General features: G+C 62.5%; 17 protein-coding genes. 16 read left to right on the top strand and 1 reads right to left on the bottom strand.

All coding sequences use genetic code 11. The annotated features are described in order from the left end of the window. Positions 1-12 precede the first annotated feature (12 nt). From FN835_RS12535 to FN835_RS12490, 11 genes are all read left to right on the top strand, one after another. Positions 13-465, top strand: coding sequence for a phage tail tube protein (locus FN835_RS12535; RefSeq protein ID WP_142663569.1), 453 nt, complete (start codon positions 13-15; stop codon positions 463-465). Then, positions 465-890, top strand: coding sequence for a gene transfer agent family protein (locus FN835_RS12530; protein WP_142663568.1), 426 nt, complete (start codon positions 465-467; stop codon positions 888-890). Before FN835_RS12535 ends, FN835_RS12530 begins: the two co-directional genes overlap by 1 nt. 5 nt (positions 891-895) lie before the next feature. Continuing rightward, a complete protein-coding gene (locus FN835_RS21770) occupies positions 896-1,027 on the top strand; it encodes a hypothetical protein (RefSeq protein ID WP_281285409.1) in 132 nt (43 codons plus the stop codon). Then, positions 1,027-3,972: a coiled-coil domain-containing protein gene (locus tag FN835_RS12525; protein WP_142663567.1), complete on the top strand. Its 2,946-nt coding sequence runs from the start codon at positions 1,027-1,029 to the stop codon at positions 3,970-3,972. Before FN835_RS21770 ends, FN835_RS12525 begins: the two co-directional genes overlap by 1 nt. Then, the gene (locus FN835_RS12520; RefSeq protein ID WP_142663566.1) at positions 3,972-4,652 is read left to right on the top strand and encodes a hypothetical protein; all 681 of its coding nucleotides are present in this window, start codon (positions 3,972-3,974) and stop codon (positions 4,650-4,652) included. The genes FN835_RS12525 and FN835_RS12520 overlap by 1 nt, the downstream gene beginning before the upstream one ends. Continuing rightward, on the top strand, positions 4,649-5,215 hold the full coding sequence (locus tag FN835_RS12515) for a hypothetical protein (protein WP_142663565.1): 567 nt from the start codon (positions 4,649-4,651) through the stop codon (positions 5,213-5,215). The genes FN835_RS12520 and FN835_RS12515 overlap by 4 nt, the downstream gene beginning before the upstream one ends. Beyond that, entirely contained in the window at positions 5,205-5,576 is a 372-nt protein-coding gene (locus FN835_RS12510) for a DUF6950 family protein (protein WP_142663564.1), read from the top strand. Before FN835_RS12515 ends, FN835_RS12510 begins: the two co-directional genes overlap by 11 nt. Next, positions 5,576-7,660 carry a phage tail protein gene (locus FN835_RS12505; protein ID WP_142663563.1) on the top strand — a complete coding sequence of 695 codons (2,085 nt, stop codon included), beginning with the start codon at positions 5,576-5,578 and terminating at the stop codon, positions 7,658-7,660. The genes FN835_RS12510 and FN835_RS12505 overlap by 1 nt, the downstream gene beginning before the upstream one ends. Before the next feature lie 13 nt (positions 7,661-7,673). After that, positions 7,674-10,277, top strand: a complete 2,604-nt coding sequence (locus FN835_RS12500; protein ID WP_142663562.1) for a hypothetical protein — start codon at positions 7,674-7,676, stop codon at positions 10,275-10,277. A 10-nt stretch (positions 10,278-10,287) separates the two neighbouring features. After that, positions 10,288-11,025: a hypothetical protein gene (locus FN835_RS12495; RefSeq protein ID WP_142663561.1), complete on the top strand. Its 738-nt coding sequence runs from the start codon at positions 10,288-10,290 to the stop codon at positions 11,023-11,025. 173 nt (positions 11,026-11,198) lie between these two features. Next, on the top strand, positions 11,199-11,798 hold the full coding sequence (locus FN835_RS12490; RefSeq protein ID WP_142663560.1) for a hypothetical protein: 600 nt from the start codon (positions 11,199-11,201) through the stop codon (positions 11,796-11,798). A gap of 404 nt (positions 11,799-12,202) precedes the next feature. On the opposite strand, the gene FN835_RS21250 is transcribed toward FN835_RS12490, so the two are convergent. Then, positions 12,203-12,364 carry a hypothetical protein gene (locus tag FN835_RS21250; protein WP_185958660.1) on the bottom strand — a complete coding sequence of 54 codons (162 nt, stop codon included), beginning with the start codon at positions 12,362-12,364 and terminating at the stop codon, positions 12,203-12,205. A 293-nt stretch (positions 12,365-12,657) separates the two neighbouring features. Here FN835_RS21250 and FN835_RS12485 point away from each other — a divergent pair, with 293 nt between their 5' ends. The 5 genes from FN835_RS12485 to FN835_RS12465 all read left to right on the top strand — a co-directional run bounded on the left by FN835_RS12485 (position 12,658) and on the right by FN835_RS12465 (position 16,927). Further along, on the top strand, positions 12,658-12,921 hold the full coding sequence (locus FN835_RS12485) for a spike base protein, RCAP_Rcc01079 family (protein ID WP_142663559.1): 264 nt from the start codon (positions 12,658-12,660) through the stop codon (positions 12,919-12,921). Positions 12,922-12,923: 2 nt separating this feature from the next. Beyond that, positions 12,924-14,609, top strand: coding sequence for a hypothetical protein (locus FN835_RS12480; RefSeq protein WP_142663558.1), 1,686 nt, complete (start codon positions 12,924-12,926; stop codon positions 14,607-14,609). 131 nt (positions 14,610-14,740) lie between these two features. Then, positions 14,741-15,571 carry an N-acetylmuramidase domain-containing protein gene (locus FN835_RS12475; protein WP_142663557.1) on the top strand — a complete coding sequence of 277 codons (831 nt, stop codon included), beginning with the start codon at positions 14,741-14,743 and terminating at the stop codon, positions 15,569-15,571. A gap of 1 nt (position 15,572) precedes the next feature. Beyond that, positions 15,573-15,962 carry a hypothetical protein gene (locus FN835_RS12470; protein WP_142663556.1) on the top strand — a complete coding sequence of 130 codons (390 nt, stop codon included), beginning with the start codon at positions 15,573-15,575 and terminating at the stop codon, positions 15,960-15,962. Positions 15,963-16,120: 158 nt separating this feature from the next. Then, a complete protein-coding gene (locus tag FN835_RS12465) occupies positions 16,121-16,927 on the top strand; it encodes a DNA adenine methylase (protein ID WP_142663555.1) in 807 nt (268 codons plus the stop codon). Positions 16,928-17,152: the final 225 nt, after the last annotated feature.

The following is a 17,152-nucleotide window of genomic DNA, read 5'->3' as shown; positions in this document are numbered from 1 at the left end:
TGGAGATAAGACATGGCGGCTCCGATTACCGAACGGTTCGAGCAAATGACCCTGGAGGTCGCGACCAACGAGGGCGGCACCGAGTGGACAAAGCTGTGCGGCCTTGTGGGCGTGACGATCACCCGCACGGCGACCTGGGACACCAGTGAAGTTCCGGCTGATTGTGATGATGAAAGCCAGCCAATGCGGCAGGAACGCGACTTCCGCTCGCTGCAGGTTTCGATCTCGGCGGATGGTGTCTGGGCGCAGCAATCGAACGACATCATGCTAGACTGGTTCTACAACGGCGAGCGCAAGCTGATCCGCCTCGGCCATCAGAATGCAGCGGTTGCTGCCACGCAGTATGAACGCGGTCCCGCAATCATGACCACGCTGACCAACCAGCGCACCAAGGGCCAAAAGGTGACCGCCTCGATCCAGCTGGAGTTCGATGGCACCCCGACCCGCATTGCGCGGGCGGCATAATGGCCAATACCGTCATCCGCTGGCCTGGCGGTGAACATGCCTTCCGGCTCGGGATTGCCGAGCTGGAGGTTATCCAGCAGGCGACCGACTGCGGTCCGGAGTTCCTGCTGCACAAGATCAACGCGGGTCAGTGGGCCGCGTCTGAGCTGATTGAGGTCATCCGCAATGCGCTGATCGGTGGTGGCATGGGGGATGAGGACGCGAAGAACCTCGTGCATCGCGTGGCCAGTCAGCAGCCGCTGATACTGTTGAAGGTTCCGGCGCAGTCCGCGCTGTCACTGTGCCTCTTTGGCCCTCCGGATGATGCCGTGGGGGAGGATTTGCCGGCGGGCGATCCGACGCCGAACCCCGGCCCCGGGGAAGATGGAAGTTCAGCAGCTACTACGGATTGGGTGCGGTCCTCGGTTTCACGCCCCGGCAAGTAGGGGAAATGACGCCCTGGCAATTCATGGCCTGCGTCGAGGGTTACGGCAAAGCCAATGGCTGGAAGCAAACAGGCGGCGGGTCGGCTGACACGCTGAGCGACGACGAACTTAAGAAAATGGGCATTGTGGGCTTCTGATGGCTGAAGAACCGGATCTGATCATATCGGCGGGCTTCTCGGACGCCCAACTTGTCGCAGAACAGAACAAGGTCGTCGCCGCGTTTCGCAAGCGTGGAGAGGAGGCACAAAAGGCGTTTCAGGACGCCCAGGGCAAGGTCTCAAACACTGCGGCCGCGCGGGCCCATGCACGGGATCTCGATCGTCTGGCCCGCGCATATGACCCAGCCTATCGGGCCGCAAAGATTTACGAAGATCAGGTCAAGCGCCTTGATCGCGCTATGGATGTCGGCGCCATCAGCCAAAAGCAATACACCGCAGAGGTCGTCAGAGCAGCGCAGCAGATGAAAGGTGCCGGCGAAAGCGTCGAACAGACAGGGCGCAAAATCGGCAGCACCGGCAACCTGATGCAGCAGTTCGGCTATCAGGCGGGCGATTTCGCGGTGCAGGTGCAGGCTGGTACCAGCGCGGCGCAGGCGTTTGCGCAGCAGGCCCCGCAGTTCCTGGGCGCCATGGGCGCGTGGGGTGCCATGGCTGGGCTTGGCGTGGCCGTTGCGGTGCCTGTTGGTGCTGCCCTGCTGCGGATGGCCAAGGATACCGAGACGCTGGAGGACAAGCTCAAGAGCCTTGAGGAGACGACCACGGCCTACCTCGACGCGGTCGAGGCGCAAACCACGCCGATCGACCAGCTGCGGATGCAATACGGCGATCTGGCTGACGAAATCCAGCGGGTGAACGATGTCACCGCAAACTTCACGGGGGCCATGGCGGTACGGGATCTGCTCGGCACTGCTGCCAAGATGTCGTCGGGCTTCGGAGATCTGCGCAGCAGCATGACCCCGCAATTCGTCGCCGATCTCGAAGCCATGGATATTGGTCAGGGCAATATCGGCTTTCGCGGTTTTGATCCCTATACGATCCAAAACATGGAAAAGCGGCTCAAGATTACCCGCGAAGAGGCAATCAGGCTGGCGCAGGCCCTTGAGGCCGTCGGCAGAGCCAAGGGCCCCGCCGAGCTGGCTCCGGCAATGGAAACCTATCTCGGCCTGCTCCAGTCGGTGACGGCGGATCAGAAGAACCTCAGTGATGAGACGAAGACGATGATCGAAACCGCGATCGCCGTCTTCAAGGCCGCGGCCGATCAGGCATCTGCAGTCGAACGCGCCCGTCAGCAGGCACAGCAAGAGCTGCTCGACGCCTATGACAGCAACACGCAGAAGCTGAAAAAGCTGGCCAATGACCGGCAGACCGCAGAGGAAATGCTCGCTCAGGCGGTGAAGACCGGGGACAAGGATCGCATTGCGTCCTCGAACGAGGTCATCAAGCAGATCGACCGCGAGGCAGAAAAGGTCCGCCAGCTCGCGCGCGAATCCGACGCCTCGTACCGCTCGATGGCCCGAGCTTACAAGGAATATGCCGACAGCCGTATGGCGGGCAACGAATGGGCCAATTCCGCTGCGGGCTTCGAGGCAGAATACGTGGCCCGCCGCGCGAGCGGTGCCGGCAGCGCCGATGAGGAACTGGTTCGCGCCGTCGTAGCTCTTTCAGAACAGATGGGGATTGCCGCCAAGGATCTGCTGGCGGTTATGTCATTCGAAACCGGCGGTCGTTTGCGCCCCGATGTCATGGGGCCCACAACGAGCCAAGGCCAGCATTTCGGCCTGATCCAGTTCGGCGACAAAGGATCCGGACCCCGATATGGCGTGACCCCGGATTCCTCGATCACCGAACAGGTCATTGCGACCGGCCGCTACCTACAGGACGCGGGCGTGAAAGCCGGCGACAGTATAGCCAATATTTATGCCGCCGTTCTCGCAGGGGATGCCCGTAAGGTGAATGCGTCCGATCTCGCCGCGGGCGGCGTCGTTGGCAATGTCACTGCGGCCACGAGTGGTGATCAATTTGCCGTTCACCTCGCTCGCGCGGAGGGCATGCTCGCTGCAAATGGCAGCGCCGAGGATGCTGCAAGGAAGGCTCATGCCGAAACCACTCAGAAACTGAAGGAAGAGGTCCGGGAACGCGAGCGGATCGCCAAGCAGGTCAAAGACTACGGCCTGCAGCTGTCGAAGAACCTCCTGTCCGAGCAGAAACAGGCCGAACTGGCCGCTGAACAAGCCGAGAAGATCGCTGCCATCAAGGCGTCCGGCATGGACGAGACCGCGCAGGCGCGTGCGATCGCAGACGTCACCGCCGAGGTCGAAAAGCAGCGCGTCGTTTTCACGCTGCTCGAAGAGGCAAAGCGGCGTCAGGTAGACCTCGATGCGATGATGGCCGATGGGTCGATGACCTATCGCCAAGCCATTGCCGCCCTGGGCGAGGCCAAGCGCGACGAGATCATCGCGACCAACGAGCGCGCGATTGCCGAGGGCAAGGCCGCTGAAGCGCAACAGCTGATGGCCGATGCGCAGGAGATGACCAAGAACGGTCTGCTGGATTCGATTGTCGCAGGTGAGAGCTTCGCTGACGTGCTGAAGAATCTGGCGCAGATGTTCGCCCGCGCCGCGCTGCAGGCCGCGCTGTTCAACGAGGGCGCGCTGGCGTCCGGCTCGGGCAGGGGTCTACTGGGCGGTCTGGTCTCGGGCATCTTTGGCGGCGGCGGCCAGAGGGTTGTCGGAAACGATGCGATGGCGAATAGTCTGCGCGGCATCAACGGTTTCCGGGCCAGCGGCGGTGGCGTCAAAGCCGGTCTGGCCTATCAGGTCAATGAACACACGCCGCGTTCGGAAATCTTCGTGCCCTCGCATTCCGGCGCGATCCTCAACGTCGCACAGGCGCAGGCTGCCCTGGCAAGTCGCCCCGGTGGCAACACGCTACGCGCGACATTCGCGCCCAGCATCAGCATCGCCCCCGGCGTCACGCAGGCCGAACTGGCGATGACGATGCAGGCCGCGCGGGAAGAGTATGAGCGCAATTTCGTCAACATGCTGCAGAACAATATGCCCAGCTATCAAGAGCGGTATTCCTGATGCCACAAGTGATCGACTGGCCCTGCAGCCTGATGCGCCCGCTCGATGTCAGCTATTTCATCAAGTGGAGCTCGCGCGAGGCCGGAGCCAACCTTGGCGGTGTGCCGCAGATCATCGGTTCCGGCATGGGGGTCTGGCAGGTGGACATCACCATCCCGCGCGACTTCGACGGCACCCGGGTCAAGCAGCTCGAGGCGAAGGTGTCCCAGATGCGTGGGCGGGAGAATATCGCCAATCTCTGCATCTGCGACCCGTTCCGTTACAATGCCGGCGTCAGCCCGGTGCAGTATCCGTTTGACGACGGGACATGGTGGGATGATGGCACCGGCTTCGCCGATGCCGCCGCCGGAACGCTGAACCTGCTGACGACTGTCGCAGTCGCCGCCGGCGTCAACACGCTCACCGTCGGGGTCAGCAATCCCACCCGCCCGAATCTGCGCATCGGAGACATGTTCTCGGCAAACGGCTTTCTTTACCGGGTCGTCTCCAGCAATGCGGCCGGCCTGGTCAACTTCGAGCCGTCGCTCCGGACGCCGATCGGCGCCGGTGCCGCGCTGATCACAGATCCCCCGCGGTTTTATGGCCGCTTCGCCGATGACATGCAGGGCAGACGCACGCGCGAGCTGCTGCGGCGCGGGGAAAGCATCACACTGTCTTTCGTGGAGGCGTTCGATCGATGACCCCCGCGCTGGCCGAGTTCCTTGACAAGGATCCCGATTTCGTGCCGCTGGTGCGCCTGTTCCACCTGAATTTCGGCAGCACGCAGTATTGGCTCAACGAAACCGAGGTTCCGCTGACGTTCGCGGGGCAGGTCTGGGCCCCGTCCTATGGCGCGATCTCAGCCGATCCGCTGAAGATCTCGCCCAACCCGTTTGATGCGAACCCGGCCTATTACACCGCTTGGAAGGTCGGATCCCGCGAGGGTGAGTTGCTGGCCTATGAGGCGTTGAACAATCCGGCGGTCTGGTCGGGCAAGCTGGTGCGGCAGCTATGGGCGGTGCGCGGCTTTCCGGCGGATGCGATCGTTATGCATGTCGGACGCATCGTCGACGTAAAGCCGAAAGAGACTGCCGCGCTCGCGCAGATCCGCATCCGGACCGAAACGATCGCCGCCTATCGGAACTACACCCCATTGGGCGAATATACTGACCGCGATCAGCAGCGCCGCTCGCCCGGCGATCTGGGCTGCCAGTACGCCGCATCTCTGGTCGGCAAGAAGATCAAAGGCTGGCTTGTCGGCTGACCTTGCGGCCTATGTGCAGGCCACGGCAGGCTTGCCGTGGGCTTGGGGCAAGCAGGACTGCACTATCTGGGTTGCTGATTGGTGCGTGCTGCGCTGGGGCATCGATCCTGCGGCCCGGTTACGCGGCAAATATGACAGCGAGACCGGCGCACTGGCGCTGACCTCCTGCGGGCTGGTCGTGGCGGTTGCGCCTGAAATTGTCCTGCCGCGCAAGGTCATCCCGTCCGAGGGCGATATCGGTGTGATCGAATTCCGGGGCCGTCAGGTCTCGGCCATCTGGTCTGGCAGTCACTGGCTGTTCCGGACCCCGCGCGGCGTCGGGATGACCCGCTGCGCTGCTTTATCCATATGGGGTGATTGATGCCGGCAGTTGGCGGTTGGTTGGCAGCAGTCTGGACGGGTGCCAGCGCTGCTGGGGCGGCGGGCGCCGCCATTCTGAAAGGCGTGGCCTCGGTCGTTCTGAACATGGCGGTTGCCAAGATCACGGCACCGAAAGGCCCGCGCCCGCAGGAACTGCAGAACGAACTGAAATCCAGCAATGCGCAGCGCATTCACCATCTCGGCAGGGTTCGCACAGGCGGGGCGGTGATGTTTTGGGATTGGGCGCATACCGTGAACCTGCCTCCGGTCCTTGGCATCGATGTCCGGACGCGCCGGCTTTACAAGCTGCTGGCCGTCGCGGACGGCGGCATGACCAACGTCCTGCAGTGGTATTTGGACGGCGAGCCTGTGTCGGTTGACGCGGACGGTTACGTGACGGATCAGCCCTGGGAAAAGGGCAACGTCCGGTTGCAATGGCGCAAAGGTATCCAAGGCGATCAATGGGACGGCGGCGATTGGCCGGAGCTGCGCGGCGCGTTTCCAAACCAATGGACCGTGAACCACCGCCTTCGCGGCGTGGGGACGATCCTCGCGACGTTCGACGCCGTCGGCAGTGACGACATTGCCGAGGTGTATTCCGGCGGCGAGCCCGAGGTCACAGCGCTGATTGAGGGCATGCCGGCCTATTGGGCGTTCGATGGCAGCACGATCACCGGCGCGCGCAATCCGCCGGTTTTCCTGTCACACATCATGGCAAACCCCGCCTCTGGTCCAGTGTCAGCCGATGACATCGATCTGCCCAGTCTCTCGATCGCCCGGAACGACTGCCTGGCCAATATCCCGACAGTGGGCGGCACACGGCCCCGATATCTTGCTGGTCTCAGCTATGCAGCCTCGGACCCGATCAAAGACACGGCGCAGAAGATGCTGGACGCCATGGGCGGGCGCGCATGGGTTAACCCGGAGGGCAAGCTTGCGATTGAGGCAGGCGTGTGGCGTGCGCCCACCATCACCATCGTGGAGCGCCCGATTGTTGAGATGGAATACGGGGCAGGGACGGAACGGATCAACCGTGTGACGACGCTGGTTGCGACCTATGTCGCGCCACAGACCAACTGGCAGGAAACCAACGCCGACCCGGTCGATGATGCCGCCGCGATTGCCAGATGGGGCGAGGGAGAGCCAAAGGGCATAGATCTGTTGGCCGTCCAGCACCACGGCCAAGCGGCGCATCTGTGCAAGCAGAAACTGGCGCTGATGAATCCGGCCCGGCGGATGACCGTAAAGCTTCGGGCCTATGGCCTGCGCCTGATCGGCGAACGTCGGGTTTTCGTGACGATACCCCGGCTCGGCCTCAACGCCGTGCCTTTCTGGATCGATGCGCTGTCGTTTGATGGCACCAACACCACGGTCGAGCTGATCGAGGCGCACCCCGGCAGTTTCGATATGACGCCGGCAGAGGAAGGGGAACCGCCCTCGATCCCAGTGGAGATCGATCGCGGCACGGATGCCATGTCGGCAGCGATCACCAGCCTCGATGTCGTGACGAATGACGGAGATCCCTACATCCGGGTTGCCGGAAACTACACCTCCCGGCCCGGACTGATGGCAGCGGCGCAGTTCAAGCGCAGCGACGAAAGCGGGCCATGGACCGACATGATCCGTGAAAAGGTAGCGGCAGGGTATTCGTTCCGCACGCCGGCCTTGCGGGATCGTGCGGAATACGACGTCCGGACGTTCGTGGCTTTCACCGGGTTCGGCAGGGACGGCGATCTCGTTGCGAAGTCGCCCTACACGACGGTCACGGGCATCGAGGTCGTTGCGAACGGGACGGCCCCCGGTGCGCCCGTGGTGTTTTCGGCGAGCGGTTCAGCCGGTGGATTGTTGACGGTCATTTTCAAGCCTGACCTCGGCGCCAACTATCATCGCACGGGACTTTACCGGGCCGCTGCCGGCGCGCCCTTCAGCGCTGCGGTTCCGGTGCTGCCCTGGTCCTATGACACGTCGTCAGAGGTCACGATGACCTCGAATATCCCCGCTGCGGGTGCGCGCTACTGGCTGCAATCCGAGAACGCCAGCCAAGTCAAATCCGACCCGGTTCTGGTCGGCAATTATCCAGCCTGAAGATAGGTGAAACATGGTCGTCACGACTGATACCCCCGGCGCCATCTACGTCGGCGGTCAAGCTCCATCCAAAGAGCAGATCCGCCGTTGGATGAATGAAGTCGTCACGCAGATAAACGCGGAACTCGGCGCGGTGATCGCCAATGGCGGCAAGATATTCGCCGATCGTGCGGCGGCGGTTGCTGCTGGAAACGCTGCACTGCCCGGCACCTATGGTCGGATCATCACCATTGAGGATGGCGGCTTTGCCGTTCGCGGCCCGGGGCAGACGAGTGACGATCCTCTCTTCGGCAGCGCCCCGACCTGGGGGGTGTTGCTGCGCCTTCCCGGGCTGGCAACGTTTTTGCGCGGCGGAATTATTCCGCTCACCATCACCGGGGGTATAGCCAACTGGCCGGTTGCATCCGCGATCGGCGTGTTTGCATCGATCGTCAGCGCGATTGCGAATGGCGATTTCGTGAGTGTGTCCTTCACGTCTTCGAACAGCGGGCCGATGCAGTTGACCGTCGGCGGGATCTCGGCCGCTTCGCCGGTCCTTGGTGCCGATGGACAAGCGCTTGTCGGCGGCGAAATCGTGGCGGGGCGAAATTACATCCTGCAGCGGCGCGGCAGCAACTGGCGGATCGTGAGCGGTGATATCTCTTTCGCGGAGATGGCGACCGAACGGTTGAATCGCATCACGGCTGACGTGCTGACCGGCACGGTGCAGCTCACCCCAATTTCCGGAACTGGCGATGCCATCACCGCTGCGCTGCCCGCCGATGTCGGTGGCACAGGCATATTCGCCGCGAACCTTCGCAGGATCCGCTTTCAGGCGCAGTCGCCCAACACCGGGGCTGTCACAATCAACATCGCCGGGCAGGGCGCGGTCTCTCTGAGGAACGCGGCCGGCGGGGAACTGGCCGCTGCGTACCTCTCGGCTGGCCGCTTCTACGAGGCCGTGAAGGATGGCAGCACCTGGCGCATCCAGAGTGGCGAAGTCACCCGGTCCGAATTGTCCGCCGAGGCGGCGCTTCGTGCCTCGGCGATCGATGCGCTGAACCTGATCATGGGTGACATCAGCGCCGAATTGGAGGCACCGCTAGAGACCGTGTTGGAGAATGGCACAAACTGGACCACGTTCGACGCGCTGCGCCGCGCGATCATGGGTTGGGACGCAACCGGGCTGATCGCCATTCTCGGGGATCGGACCATCGTGAACGCCGCCCCGCGCGTCTTTGCCCAGCCGGTCGATGCCGTGGTGCAGACCGTGCAGGGGCAGACCGCCCGCGTGCTGGACACCGACGCTGACGGCAACGCGGTCTGGGTCTGGAAATACGGCGCTGATGGCGGCTTTGACGGCATCATGTCGCAGGACTTCTGGGACCGTGGCCGTGATGCGCTGAACATCGGCGGGCAGTTCCTGTCCACGACCGAGGTGGAGCTATCCGGCGTCAACGGCCAGTCCTTGACAGTCGGCGGGCCATACAACGCGGCATTCACGGTGTCGCAGGCACGCGCATTGGCAAATGACGGCTGCCTTGAGGTGGCGGGCATGACCCGCGGCGACAATGTGCTGATCGCTGACACCCTCGGGCCGCGCGGGCAGGGGTATAATCTCCTGAACCACGGCACCGGCCTTGAGCGAGGAATGCCGGGCGCTGCTGCGCCGGGGCTGGCCTTCGGAACGTTCGCCGTCCTGAACCTGCACCGCAAGGATCTCGGCCTGCCGCAAATCCCGGTCGTCACCTCTTGCCACGGTATCGCAGGCATCCCCATCGAGGAGATGGACGACGACCCCGACACGGGCAATACGACCAACGCCATTGTCTGGAGCAATTTTGCGCATTGGTCGCAGTCGTCGCTGCAGTGGGCAAATGCGGCGGGCAAGAAGATCCTGCCGGGCTGGCATGTCTGGTGCCACGGGACCAGCGCCCAGAACATGCTGCGCGGTGAGTATGCGCAAGAGTGGTGGGATTTGCAGGGTCATAGCCTCGAATTCTGGCGTTCCATCGGCTTCCCGACGCCGCGCTATATCTTCGGCCAGCCGGGCGGCAACACGAATATCACCACGCAGCCTTGGGCGGTCTGCGACGATATTCTGGATATCTGCGAGCAGGGCGGTGCCGTCCTCGGCGCGATCGAATACTGGTATCCGATCGATGACAACAACGTCCACCCGGACGCCAAGGTCACGATGATCATGGGCGAAACCAACGCCTGGGCTATCTCGGAGGTCGAGGCCGGCAATACGTGGACCATCAAACGCCCGCGCCCGGTGCGCACGTCCCCGACGCAGCTGGTCCTGCATTTCGACAGTCTGCGCGAGGATGAGACGCTCGAGCTGGAAGCCGCCACAAAATACAACGGCCAAGGCATCGACGCCTTCTTTGGCTTTCAGCTGACCGGCGGCACAATCACTGGCGTCGTCATCCGCGGCAACACCGCTGTCATCACCCACACCGGCAGCCCCACAGCGGTGAAATACGCCATGCAGGCGCAGGTCACGACTGGATTTGAGGGCAACCGCTTCACGTCGCACCGTGGCCTGCTGCGCACGTCGCTGCGCAAACAATCGAAAATCTTTGCTGACGAGATGCTGGTTCGTCCGATCCCGTCCTTCACCCTGCCTCTGTAAGGATATCGGCATGAGAACGCGCTACGACTTCACCGCACAGGACGGCACGCATTTCGGGGTCATTCTCCCCATCGAGGAAATCGTGGCCGAGATCGCCAACCCCGTGGATACGTGGACATCGGACCCCACCACGCTGACACTGGTGGACGGCAAAGTGTCGGCTTGGAACGGTCGGCTCGGGCGGCAATTCGCGCAAGCCAGCGCGGCTGTGCGCCCTGTCTATACCGGAAACGGCTTGCGGTTCATGGACCCGGCGACATTCGCGCCGAACGCCTATCTGGCCTTGGCTGGCACGCAGCTGGGCGTGCAGAACGCGATGACCGTCGCATCGCGGCAGCGCCTGACCCCCGAGAGCCTGACCACCGATCAGCATTTCATGTGGGGCTGGCATCAGCCTTTCAACCGCCTGCAATATCGCTACATCAGCGGCAACAACATCCTGCGCCTGCAAGTCGGGGCGGTAAACGTCGATGTAGACCTGCCCGCGAACCACGGCGGCGATATCGGTGCGGTCGCGGTCTACAATTACAATCCGGCCACCACCTCAGGCACGGTGACGCTGCATGTCGCGGGCGTCGGCTCGGCAACCGGCAACATCACTGCGGCGCCCGAATTCCAAGGCTTCACGATCGGCGGCGCGGGCGGCGGTGTGGTGCAGGATATGCCCGGCTGGCAAACCAAGCATGGCATCTGGACCGGCGCGGCATCTGGCGCTGATCTTGCCGCACTGCTTGCTTGGGTCGCGTAAGGCGGTTGATGCCCCGCCACCTGAGCCTTCCGATGGCGGGGACTGCGCAACTACGGGTCTGTCACCGCAGCGCGGTGCTGGGAAAATAATAGCGGTATAGGTACTGGTCCAGATGAATTTGCCCCGATCCCCGCGACTATTCACACGAGTTCGCCCATATTGGAGCCAACGAAATGACGCAAACTATCGAGAGCAAGGGACAGCGCCTTGTTCCGACCAAGCAATTTTTCTTAGACCGCTTCTGGGTCTGGATCGCAGGCGGACTATTCTGGTCCGCAGGGGCGCTGCTGCTGGCGCTGTTTACCCCTTTCTGGGGCAACATGCAGGCCATATGGCAAACGCCAAAAGCCGTCGCAGCATTACAGGCTGAGGTCACTGCAATGCGCTCGGACCTGACTGCAGCGACCGGCGACAATCGGGTGATCCGGCAGACGCCGGGCCTGAGCTATGTGACCGAGCCTGTCCACGTCGGCGAGGAGGTCGTGCTTAACCTCGTCATGGTGCGCACACAGCTGGGCGCAAAATGCATCTTCCTCGGCGGGCAGTCACTGTTCACCGAAGCGGGCGGGGTCATCACGCCGGGATCATCCACCAAGCCGTCGCGTCAGGTCGGCGAAGAGACAACAAGGCTTCGGATCAAGCTGACGCCGCCGGACACGCTGAGGCCGGGGCGGATCGAGCTCTACATGGCGCTGGATTATGAGTGCGATGGGAGGCGGGTATTTGATCGAACCGACACAGTTACCTACATGTTGTTGGCGAAGGTCAAGTAAGCGCAGAGATCGATCAAGCAGGATCGGACCAAGACGCGAACATTTCATTTAGGAACTGGGATTGAATCATGACTGGGATGACGAACTTTTCCCCATCGTCCCCGATAAGGCGAACAAGGCTTCCACGCGAGTGCGAGGTGATGCCTTCAAGCTGCCAGGGTGGTGAAGAGTAGCTTTCGGTAAGGCCTGACAAACAGTTCAGGAGATGAACATCTTTGCGCATATGAATTCCTCTACACAGCTATGATTTGCACAATGGCGACAGGGAAATGACCCCTGCCGCCTTGCCCCCCGTGGCGTCTCATGGTGAGTGCCGGTAACTGTGCGTGTCGGCTACCTTGTCGCACCAAGCCCGGAAGTACGGCATCAGCCCAAGATACGGGAGCCCGGGCAGATGCTGATCGCTAGCCGCGTTGGTCGCGCTGCTGTTTCTCGCGCTCGCCGCCCTTGTTGCCCGGCGTGCTGATATCAGCGTCGCCGCGTTGCCGCTGGTTCGGGTCCTGCTTCTGATCCTGCTGAGGGGTCTTGTCCTGCTGGGCAGGTTTCTTGTCTTGGTCGGCACCCATGTTGGGTCCTCCATAACACCGCCGGAAAATACCGGGGGATGACTGAGATGTGGGGTGAGCAACCCAAAATTACATCAGTTGGTCCCACGGTATCGCGCAGCGCCTAGTTATCACCGGAAAGAATGTGCGCGAAAATCTGGTTTTGTCCGAAATGCGCCCCCGGCCGGACGGCAATCTAGCCGGGGGCTGCCACTCTGAACGACCAAGTAAAGAAGCGGCTCTGACCCCGTATCAGACCCCCACCCCAGTCGCAATTCAGCTCCGCCGCGCGCGTGTTTTTTCATGGAGGCATCATGCCCAAGAACCGGTTCAGTAACTATTCGCTTGGCGGCAACGCCCCCGCGCTTGGCTCAATCGTTGTCACGCCCAGCAACTCGGAAGATCTGGACGAAGCGATCCGCGCTGTCACCATCGGCACAGCCGGGGTCATCGCATGGCGAGGGATCGACGATGTCGACAACGTTACGGCCAGCCTTCCGCCTGGCACCTATTCCCTGCAGGCGAAACGGATCCTCGCGACCGGCACGACGGCCACGCAGATCACCGGCTGGATCTAGCCATGTTCATCGGATTGGGCCTCGGGCTTGGCATGTTGCCCGCGATCGCTGCTGATGGAAATGCCCCGCCCATAGCCGCGCGCCGGCTGTCCGGTGATACGTGGCCAGCGCAGCCGCAAGCCTATCCGCTAAACTTGGTCCCGCAGCCTTCTGGCGAGTTCGGCTCGGCGGCAGGATGGAGCGCGCACGCGGGCCTGACGATCGACACTGCGGCGGGGCTGGCGCGGTGGAACGGCACGTCCACAGGACAGCAGTCTTTCCAGATCGCAATGGCCCAGCCCGCTGTCGCAGGTCGGGATTACAGCTTTGCGGCATCGGTCCCACGGCGCGCGGCTGGGCAGGCCAGCATGGGGTTCGGCACTCCAGGGGCCGTGACGGCGGGCGGCGTACTTGCTGCTGCCAGATCGCGCGTCGGTCGCGTCCGCGCCACGGGTGCGAGCCTGTCGGCACGGTTCCTGATCAATGCCGGTGCAGACCTCGATCTGGATCACCTGCGGGTCTATGACACCACAGCGCTGATGGGGAAGATCCTCAGGATCTTCGCCGGTATCAAGCAATCGAACGGCAACGGCGCTGAAGCTACCCCGACCCCGTTCAATTTCTTCACCCCGGAACCCCGGGCCATCATGATCCCGATGGCCGCGAACCCCACCTTTGGGGCCGAGATCGATGAGAACGGCCATGGTCGCCCGATGATCGCCTGCGATCCGATGCCACATCAGACGCCAAACAGCGGCGGCGGGCCGGGCGGTGCGTTCTGCAAGAAGGTCTGCGAGGGCCTAAGCGATGATGAAGTGATGGTGTTTCTCTGTTCGGCTTGGGCCGGGGGCGCGATGCTCGACGGCGGCGTTTGGGATCGGGACGCGGGCGGCGCGGCCATCGTGGCGATGGAGCGCGAGGTCGATTACCTGCTGGGAATTGGCGCACCGGGGTCAAATGTCGCGCATGTGGGCGTGTGCCAGGGGGAAGGCGACAGGGGACTAGATAAGGCACCTCGGCACCGGCAGAAGCTTGCCCGAACGATCACTGAACTGCGCGCGAAATGGGGCGACTTCCCGGTCACGATCATGGAAATCGGCGGCGCCGATAATAGCCCCGGATCGATCACCGATCTGATGATCCAAGAGCAAAAGAAGCTTGCGTCAAACTCAGGCGATCCTGCTGCGCTGCCTTTTTGCGAGTATATTCCGCGCAGGCTCAACGCGGGCTTTAGGCCAGACGGGACACACTACGACCAAACCGAGCAGGAAATCAGGGGCGAACAGGAGGGAGCTTCGGCGCTTCGATTGAACTATGGCGCTGAACGGCCCACCGGATTCGCGCTTAGCGATGCCGCGATCGCTCCGTTCGGCGTCACCATCACCGAACAGTGGGCGGAGGCGCTGAGCTTCGTCTTTCAGGGTTCGGACCCGAGGCGGCGCATTGCATGGCCGATCCTTCCGGCTGGCACCCGCGTCCGCTGCAAGGTGGCCACCTCGGGGGCGCTGTATTTCCGGCTATCGGTCGGCGATGGGCTAGGGCCGAGCGGCACTGTCGATCTCGTGCCGATGATGAACGCTGGCAACCATGAGATCGACGTGATCATCCCGCCCTATACGACATCCACGCATATGGGCTTTCTGATCACCACGCTCGGCACGCAGGTTCGCGTCTCGGACTGGAAAGTGGATCTGCCGCAGGGGCTTTGAAGCCCCTGCCGATGTTGTAGCAGTCGGACAGGGGCTGCGTGACCCGCTAAAGTTACGCGCCCCCAACCTACGCCTCGAATTTCAATCTGTCTACGGCCCGCCTCGCGCGGGCCTTTTTCATTGGAGCATGCATGTATCCGGCAGGATTTAAGGGTCGCGCTCAGCGGCTCACCGATATCGACGTGGCGCGCGTGGGGCGCGTCATCAGGTTGGGCGAGGACGAGGTCCGCGCTGTCATGGAAGTCGAGACCCTCGGAGGCGGCTTCGACAAGCAGGGCCGCCCGAAGAATCTATTCGAACCGCACCGGTTCTGGATTGAACTGGGGGCAGGTCCGAAGCGCACAGCGGCGGCAGAACAGGGGCTGGCCTATCCGAAATGGGGCGCCCGCCCTTATCCAGCAGAAAGCTACACCCGGCTTGCGCTGGCCATGCGGATCGACACCAGCGCCGCGCTGCGGTCGTGCAGCTGGGGCCTCGGGCAGATCCTTGGCAGCAACCACAAAGCCGCTGGCTACCCGACCGTGGGCGATATGGTCGCGGCGTTCTGCGACAGTGAGCAAGCCCAGCTGGCCGCGATGATCGCGTTTATCGAGGCTGAGGGACTGGATGACGATCTGCGCCGTCACGACTGGTCGGGATTCGCGCGCGGTTACAACGGCCCCGGCTACGCCACGCACGGCTATCACACGCGGCTCCGGGATGCCTATGCGAAGTGGCAGGCCATCCCGGATGTGCTGGAGCCGTCCTATCCGAAGATCGGGCGCGGTTCGCGCAATGCGGCCGTCACGGTCGCCCAGTCCCGCCTGCTGGCCCTCGGGTTCGACCCGCGCGGCGTGGACGGCATTTTCGGTAGCGACACCGATGCCGCGACCAGAGCTTTCCAGAAATCTGTCGGCCTCAAGGACGACGGCATCATCGGCCCCCTGACATGGGCGGCTCTCATCAAGGAAATGGATACCTAAGATGCAGGACATCATCACCAAGATCGTGGCGGAGCAAGCGGCTCTGCTGATCGTCGCCTTTGTGACCACGTCCCTCGGCGCGGCGGGCACGTTTGCCATGGCCCAGCTGGGCCGTCTGCTGGGCGAGCGGCGCACGGCCATCCTGAACGAAAAGCTGGGCAGTGCAATATCGCGCGCCACGGCAGAAGCTGTGAAGGCGGGGCTGACGGGCGAGACGGCAGAGGCGTGGATTGCGGATTATCTGCGCCAGACCATGGCCGGGACCGTGGCCAAACTCAAAGCCACGGATGCAGGTATCGCGAAACGCATTTCCGCGCAGATGGCGCAGGACCAGTTGGCCAATGCGTTGACGCGGGCAGGGGTGCCTGTGCTGGATGCGGTCCGCCGCTGATCGAAGATGCCCCTGCCGGGACGCTCGGCAGGGGACCGGACTGCGCCAACAGCCCGATCCAAGCGGCAAGTAGCAACACAACGCCGCCTCGACCAACCATAGCTTATGGTCGCCTGCACCCCGCGCGGGGCAGAGGCCGCCTAAGCGAGAATCAGACAGTGCATCAAGTGAAACCTGCGTCGCCGATCGCGCCGTGGCTTGGGGGCAAGAAACAGCTCCATGCCCGGATCATCCAGCGCATCGAGGCGCTGAACCATAAAACCTATGCGGAGCCGTTCGTCGGAATGGGCGGCGTATTCCTTCGTCGGCGGTTCAAGCCCCGGCTGGAAGTGGCCAACGACCTGAACGGCGAGATCATCAATCTTTTCCGCATCCTGCAGCGACACTATCCACAGTTGATGGAGGTGATGAAGTTCCAGATCTCCAGTCGGCGCGAATTTGATCGGCTTCGGGTCACGGATCCGCGCACGCTTACCGACCTCGAGCGCGCCGCCCGCTTCCTTTACCTGCAGCGGCTATGCTTTGGAGGAAAGGTCAATGGTGTCTTCGGGGTGTCGCCCACGTCCGGGCCGCGTTTTTCGATGGCGCGGCTGGAGGTGATCCTCGAGGAAGCCCGCGAGCGGCTGGACGGCGTTGTGCTGGAGTGCCTGGACTGGCGCGATCTGATAGAACGATATGATGGACGGGAAACGCTGTTCTACCTCGATCCGCCATATTTCGGCGGTGAATCCGACTATGGCAAAGGCATGTTCGAAGCGGCGGATTTCGATGAAATGGCTGATCGGCTCGCTGCAATCGAAGGCGCGTTCGTCATGAGCATCAACGATACGCCGGAGATCCGCGCCGCATTTCAGATTTTCCATTTTGAAGAGCTGAGCCTGACCTACTCGGTCAGTTCGTCAGGATCGACCGACGCAAAAGAACTGCTGATCAGCAACCGCGAGAATAATGGATTGCTCCTTTGATCGTGGCCTCCATCGGCGCGCCGAAGGAGGTATTCATTGAGTAAGAAACCCATTGCAACAATTCAGTTAGTAAACCGAAATGCACTCGGATTGCGTTACGATGAACATGCGTAGAAAACGGGCCATCAAATGAAAAAGAAGCGGGGGGACACCCGCCCGCTTCCTTCTGTCACCTTCTCATAACTTGGGTAGCACGTATCTTTCTTTGAGAATACTCAAATAAAC

It is taken from the genome of Paracoccus laeviglucosivorans, from assembly GCF_900182695.1.
GTDB lineage: Bacteria > Pseudomonadota > Alphaproteobacteria > Rhodobacterales > Rhodobacteraceae > Paracoccus > Paracoccus laeviglucosivorans.
The sequence above is the reverse complement of the archived record's forward strand: the minus strand, read 5'-3'. Positions and strand labels throughout refer to the sequence as shown.